This is a genomic window from Citreimonas sp. (assembly GCF_042096055.1).
Lineage (GTDB): Bacteria > Pseudomonadota > Alphaproteobacteria > Rhodobacterales > Rhodobacteraceae > Citreimonas.
This window is the reverse complement of the sequence record NZ_JBELMH010000031.1, coordinates 29,620-35,077: the sequence shown is the minus strand read 5'-3', so window position 1 is coordinate 35,077 and position 5,458 is coordinate 29,620. Positions and strand designations below refer to the sequence as shown.

Below are 5,458 nucleotides of genomic sequence, written 5' to 3'. Positions count from 1 at the left end.
GAGCCCTCGGAGATCACGCGCCAGCCGGCATGCGCCATGGCGGCGGCCTTGTCCGGCGCCACGAGGTGCGACACCGCCGCGGCCAGCGAATCGGCGTCGCGCACGATGCGGGCGGCGCCGGCCTCGACCAGCTGGGTGTAGGCGGTCAGGTGCTGGCCCACGTTCGGGCCATAAAGCAGCGCGCAGCCGAGGGCGGCGGCTTCGAACGGGTCCTGGCCGCCGTGGCCGCTGGCGAGCGAACCGCCGATGAAGGCCAGCGGCGCCAGCCGGTACCACAGGCCGAGGTCCTCGGGGCCGTCCACCAGCATTACCTGCGTGTTCTCGTCCGGCAGCTCTCCGGCATCCCAGTGGCAGGTGCGCAAGCCGCTTTCGGCGGCGGCGCGGGCGATCGTGGCGGTGTCCTCCTCGGTGTGCGGGACGGCGATCAGCAGCAGCCGGTGCGCGAGGCGCAGCGCGTGGCGGTGCGCGCGCAGGACGAGGTCGGCCTCGGCCGCGCGCAGATGCGCGGCGAGCCAGACCGGCCGGCCGGCCAAGTGCGCCGCCAGCTTGCCGTGCTGCGCCGTGTCGCAATCGAGCGGCAGGCCGCCGTCGCGCAGGATGCCCGACAGGCGCAGGCGCTCGGGCTCGACTCCGATGCGGCGCAGCGCGCGCATGGCGCCGCCGTCGGTGGCGTGCACCCGGTCGAACAGCGCCAGCGTCGCCGCGGCCGGATCGGGCATCCAGCGGGCGGCGGGGCTGGTCCAGGGGGCGTCGGTGGCGCCCAGAAGCGTCAGGTGCGTGCCCTGGCGCGCCATGGCGTCGATGAGCGCGGGCCGCAGGACGTGACCCGCCCACAGCCCGCAATCGGGGCGCAGCGCGGCGGCGAAGGCCTCGCAGGCGGCGGGGCGATCCTCGGGCAGGGCGTGGCGGATGAGGCAGGGCATGTCGGGCACGGCGCCGGTGGCCATGACGGCGATCTCGGGGCGCTGCAGGCACAGCCGGCCGCAGAGGCGTGCCAGCGCGCGGCCGTGTTCGTCGGTGTCGGCGTGGACCCAGATCAGCGGCCCGCCCGGCCGCGGCGGCAGGCCGGCGATGGGCGCCGTGCTGCCGCGCGTCAGGGCCAGGTACGCGCGCAGGTTCAGGCCGCGCCCGCTCATGGCGCGGTGCGGCGGGGCAGGGCGGGGAAGGCGCGGCGGGGCAGGGTCATGCGCGTGTCCGAAAGAAAAGCCGGTTCGCCGGGTGCGGGCGCAGCCTAGCGATCGTCCCGGTCGGGTCAAGCGGAGGGGCGGCGCCAGAGGCCGCGAATCCGAGTACCCGCGCGTTCGCTTCGGTGTATCATCGTGATGCGAGCGCCTTGGGGGAGGAGCGGATGTTCAGCCACAGAAGTCCGGACGGGGATCCGCCGTCGCGCATGGCGGCACCGCCTGCCAGTCCCGCGCCACTGGCTTTGCCGGGGGCATGCCACTCCGTGCCCTCCGGTCCGGTGCCGCCGGGGCCGATCGTGATCGGCGCGCTGCCCGTGGGCGGCGGCATCCTCGCGCTGTCGCCGGTGCCCGGCGCGGGCGGCGACTATCGCGGCGATCTCGAGCATATCGCGGGCTGGCGCCCGGCGATCGTGATCTCGCTGACGACGGTGGCCGAGCTGGCCGCGGTAGACGCCGTGGGACTGGGGCAGGACGTGCAGGATCGGGGCGCGCGCTACGTGCACCTGCCGATCGCCGATTTCGGCGTGCCAGACGCCCTGACGCGGGCGGCCTGGCCGGACGTGGGCGCGCGGGCGCGGCGCGCGCTCGGCGGGGGCGGGCGCGTGCTGATCCATTGCCGCGGCGGCTGCGGGCGGTCGGGGATGATCGCGCTGCGCCTGATGATCGAGGCCGGCGAGGCGCCGGACGAGGCGCTGGCGCGGCTGCGCGCCGTGCGCCCCTGCGCGATCGAGACCGCGGCGCAACTCGACTGGGCGATGGCCGCGCGGCGCATGCCGGCGCGATTCCTGCGCCGCCCGCAGGCGACGGTGCGAACACCACCGCGCCGCTGAGGCGGCTGCGGGTCGGAAAGATGTGGGAAAGGTGAGAGGCTGGACAGCGACCCAGGCGGGACTCGTTGCGGCTGCTTCCTTCCGGACCTGACCGGGTTGGCGAGATGCCTGCCCGCGCCAACCTCTCGACGCGGGACATAAGCGAGGCGGGCGCGCGATGCAACCGTGCGAAACGCGCGCCCCGTGCGAAACGGTTGGCATCCGGGCGCGCGCCGGTCTATCGCTGCGCCATGTCCGACATGATGCTTTTCTTCACCTGCCCGCCGGGACTCGAGCCGGTTCTTCTGGCCGAGGCGCGTGCCCTTGGCTTTGCCGAAGCCGAGGCGCAACCGGGCGGCGTCGCCGCGCGCGGCGACTGGGCGACGGTCTGGCGCGCCAACCTGTGGCTGCGTGGCGCGGGCCAAGTGCTGGTGCGCGTGGCCGAGTTTCGCGCCGCGCATCTCGCGCAGCTCGACAAGCGCGCGCGCAAGGTCGACTGGGCGTCGGTGCTGCGGCCCGATGCGCCCTTCCGGGTCGAGGCGACCTGCCGTCGTTCGCGCATCTACCACGACCGCGCCGCGCGCGAACGCGTGGAGCGCGCCATCGCCGAGACGCTGGGCGCGCCGCACGATCCCGAGGGCGGCCTGCGCGTCATGGTCCGGATCGAAGACGACCTCGTGACCGTCAGCCTGGACGCGTCCGGCGAGCCGCTGCACCGACGCGGCCACAAGGAGGCGGTGGGCAAGGCGCCACTGCGCGAGACGCTGGCCGCGTCGTTCCTGCGCGTCGCGGGCTACGACGGGACGCAGCCGGTGATCGACCCGATGTGCGGTTCGGGGACCTTCGTGCTGGAGGCGGCCGAGATCGCGGCGGGACTGGCGCCGGGACGCACGCGCCGCTTCGCCTTCGAGGACTTGGCGAGTTTCGACGCCGGGGCTTGGGAGGCGATGAAGGCGCAGGCGACGCCGCGCGAGACCGATCTGCGCTTTGCCGGCTTCGACCGCGACGACGGCGCGATCCGCATGGCCACGGCGAATGCCGCGCGGGCGGGCGTGGACGGCTTGTGCAGCTTCACCCGCCAGCCGATCGCGGCGCTCGAACGTCCCGCAGGCGCGCCGGGGCTGGTTATGGTCAATCCGCCCTACGGCGCGCGGATCGGCAACCGCAAGCTGCTGTTCGCGCTCTACGGCACGCTGGGCCAGGTCCTGCGAGAGCGGTTCCGGGGATGGCGCGTGGGGCTCGTGACCTCGGACCCTGGGCTCGCGAAATCGACCGAGCTGCGGTTCCGGCCGGACCCGGTGAAGGTGTCGCATGGCGGGCTGACCGTGCGGCTGTACCTGACCGACCCGCTTTAAAGCGCCAGCCGGAAGCGGTCGAAGCCGGTGTCGTCGCGCCCCGCGTGGTCGAGGCCCGGAACGGGCACGTCGGGCGCATGGGCCAGCGCGCCGGGCCCGGTGGCGAACATCACGCTGGTGCCGGGCATCGGCGCGAAGCGGAACAGCGGCGTCGCGGGCAGGGCGCCCAGCCCGCCGGCCGCCACGTGACGCAGGATCATGTCGCGCATGGCTTCTTGCGTGTGCAGCACGACCCGCTCGGGCCCGCTGCCCGGAAAGTGTCCGCCGCCGAGGCCCCGGTGGCTGTTGCAGGCCAGGATGAAGGCATCGTCGTCGCGCACCGGCGCTCCGTCATGGGCGAGGTCGCGGATGCGGGCGTTGCCGGGCGCGGTGACGGCGCCCTTCACGTCGTAGCGCGGCGCCGCGGACAGGTCGATGCGGTAGTCCAGCCCCTCGATCGCGTCGAGCAGGTAGAGCGGATAGGCCGGGTCCAGCAGCGCCGCGTCCCGCGCGCCCGGCCGGATCGTCTTGTAGACGCTGGCCGCGCGTTCCAGCCAGGCGCGCAGCTCGGACCCCGAGACGCGCAGCGCCAGCACGGTGTTGGTGAAGACGTAGAGGTCCGACAGGTCGCGCAGGGTCATCGGCCCGGGCGCGATGTCGGTGTAGTAGTCCGGCCCGCCGCGCCCGCCGGCCTTGAAGGCCGAGGCCGCCGACAGCACAGGCAGGTCCGCGTGCGGCGTGCCCGCAAGCTGCGCGCGCACCGTCCAGGACTGCGCCCGCATCACGGCGCGCGCGGCGGTGTCGTAGCCGATGGCCGCGAAGTAGGAATGCAGCGCCACCGGGCTGTGCCCCGCCGTGCGGCGCGTGAAGGCCAGCGTGCGCGCATGCGCCGGTGCCGCGAGCTCGGCGAGGTCGGGATCGTCGCTCGCCAGCGCGGTGGGCGCGCCCTCGGCCCCGCGACGGGCGATGGCCCGCGCCTCGCTGCGGCTGCGCGCGACGCGCCAGCGCGTGCCGTCATGCTCCAGCTGCAGGTCGATCAGGCCCAGGTGCGAGCCCCAGAGCCCCGCCATCACCGCCGGCTTGCCGTGCACCGTGCCGCTGCGGGAATCGGCTGCCGGGTGCGGCTCGGGGCCGGCCGAGGGAAAGACCTCGTGCACGTGGCCGGCGATCACCGCGTCGATGCCGTCGAGCGCGGCGAGGTCGGCCGAGGCGTTCTCGCCCGCGCCGCTGCCGCCGTCGCCGGCCTCGGGGCCGAAGCCGCCATGCGACAGCGCCACCACCACGTCGGCGCCCGCGGCACGCATCACCGGCACCCAGCCGCGTGCGGCGTCGACCGCGCAGCGCACGGTGCAGCGGCCCTGCAGCTGGTCGCGGTTCCACTGCATGATCTGCGGCGGCGTGAAGCCGATCACGCCGATGGTCAGGTCGTGCGGGCGCCCCGTCGCGTCGTGCAGCCGGCGGGGGATCAGCGCGTAGGGCGGGAACAGCGTGTCGTCGGTTGCGGCCGACGGCCCCAGCCGGCGCACGACGTTCGCCAGCACCACCGGGAAGCGCGCGCCGTCCATGGTGCGCCTGAGGAAGTCGAGGCCGTAGTCGAATTCGTGGTTGCCCAGCGTGACGGCGTCGAACCCCACCGCGTTCATGGCGGCGATCACCGGGTGAGGGTCCGCCCCGGCATTGCGGTCGTCCGCATGCACATCCCCCAGCGGCGTGCCCTGCAGGAAGTCGCCGTTGTCCAGCAGCAGCGCGTCGGCGACTTCGGCCCGGGCCGCGCGGATCAGCGACGCGGTGCGCGACAGCCCGGCGGTGTCGATCGCCCGGTCGCGGTAGTAATCGTAGGCCAGCAGGTGCGCGTGCAGGTCGGTCGTGGCCATGATGCGCAGCGCGACACGCGGTCGGGACGTGACCTGCAAGGGGCTGCGCATCCCGGCCGTCATGTGGTGGTGCTGCGCGACACGCGTCCCGCGCGGACGGGAACGGTCGGGGCGCCGGGGCCGAGGTTTGCCTGCGATTCGCGTACGTTAAGGGGCATCTTGAACTCCGCTATGGGGATGATGCGACGGATGCGTGACGGGTTCAACCACGACGCGAGCGGTGCCGGTCGGCGTTGCATGCGTGCCATGATCGGGCA

General features: G+C 74.3%; 5 protein-coding genes and 1 other RNA gene. 2 read left to right on the top strand and 4 right to left on the bottom strand.

Annotation, left to right across the window (positions count from 1 at the left end; all coding sequences use genetic code 11):
• Positions 1-1,136, bottom strand: a 1,136-nt coding sequence (locus ACFDTC_RS09055) for a 3-deoxy-D-manno-octulosonic acid transferase (protein ID WP_375258550.1), incomplete at its 3' end; no start/stop codon positions are given.
• 341 nt (positions 1,137-1,477) lie between these two features.
• On the opposite strand from ACFDTC_RS09055, the gene ACFDTC_RS09050 reads away from it, so the two are divergent.
• The gene (locus tag ACFDTC_RS09050; protein ID WP_375258553.1) at positions 1,478-2,014 is read left to right on the top strand and encodes a protein-tyrosine phosphatase family protein; all 537 of its coding nucleotides are present in this window, start codon (positions 1,478-1,480) and stop codon (positions 2,012-2,014) included.
• A gap of 29 nt (positions 2,015-2,043) precedes the next feature.
• Here the strand turns inward: ACFDTC_RS09050 and ffs are convergent.
• An RNA gene (gene ffs / locus ACFDTC_RS09045) (signal recognition particle sRNA small type) lies at positions 2,044-2,142 on the bottom strand.
• 102 nt (positions 2,143-2,244) lie between these two features.
• Between ffs and ACFDTC_RS09040 the strand changes: the two genes are divergently transcribed.
• On the top strand, positions 2,245-3,348 hold the full coding sequence (locus ACFDTC_RS09040; protein ID WP_375258549.1) for a class I SAM-dependent RNA methyltransferase: 1,104 nt from the start codon (positions 2,245-2,247) through the stop codon (positions 3,346-3,348).
• Here the strand turns inward: ACFDTC_RS09040 and ACFDTC_RS09035 are convergent.
• Both ACFDTC_RS09035 and ACFDTC_RS09030 read right to left on the bottom strand, forming a co-directional pair.
• Entirely contained in the window at positions 3,345-5,240 is a 1,896-nt protein-coding gene (locus ACFDTC_RS09035; RefSeq protein WP_375258548.1) for a bifunctional 2',3'-cyclic-nucleotide 2'-phosphodiesterase/3'-nucleotidase, read from the bottom strand. The genes ACFDTC_RS09040 and ACFDTC_RS09035 overlap by 4 nt on opposite strands.
• A gap of 20 nt (positions 5,241-5,260) precedes the next feature.
• Positions 5,261-5,458: hypothetical protein (locus ACFDTC_RS09030; RefSeq protein WP_375258547.1), on the bottom strand; the 198-nt coding region annotated here is incomplete at its 5' end.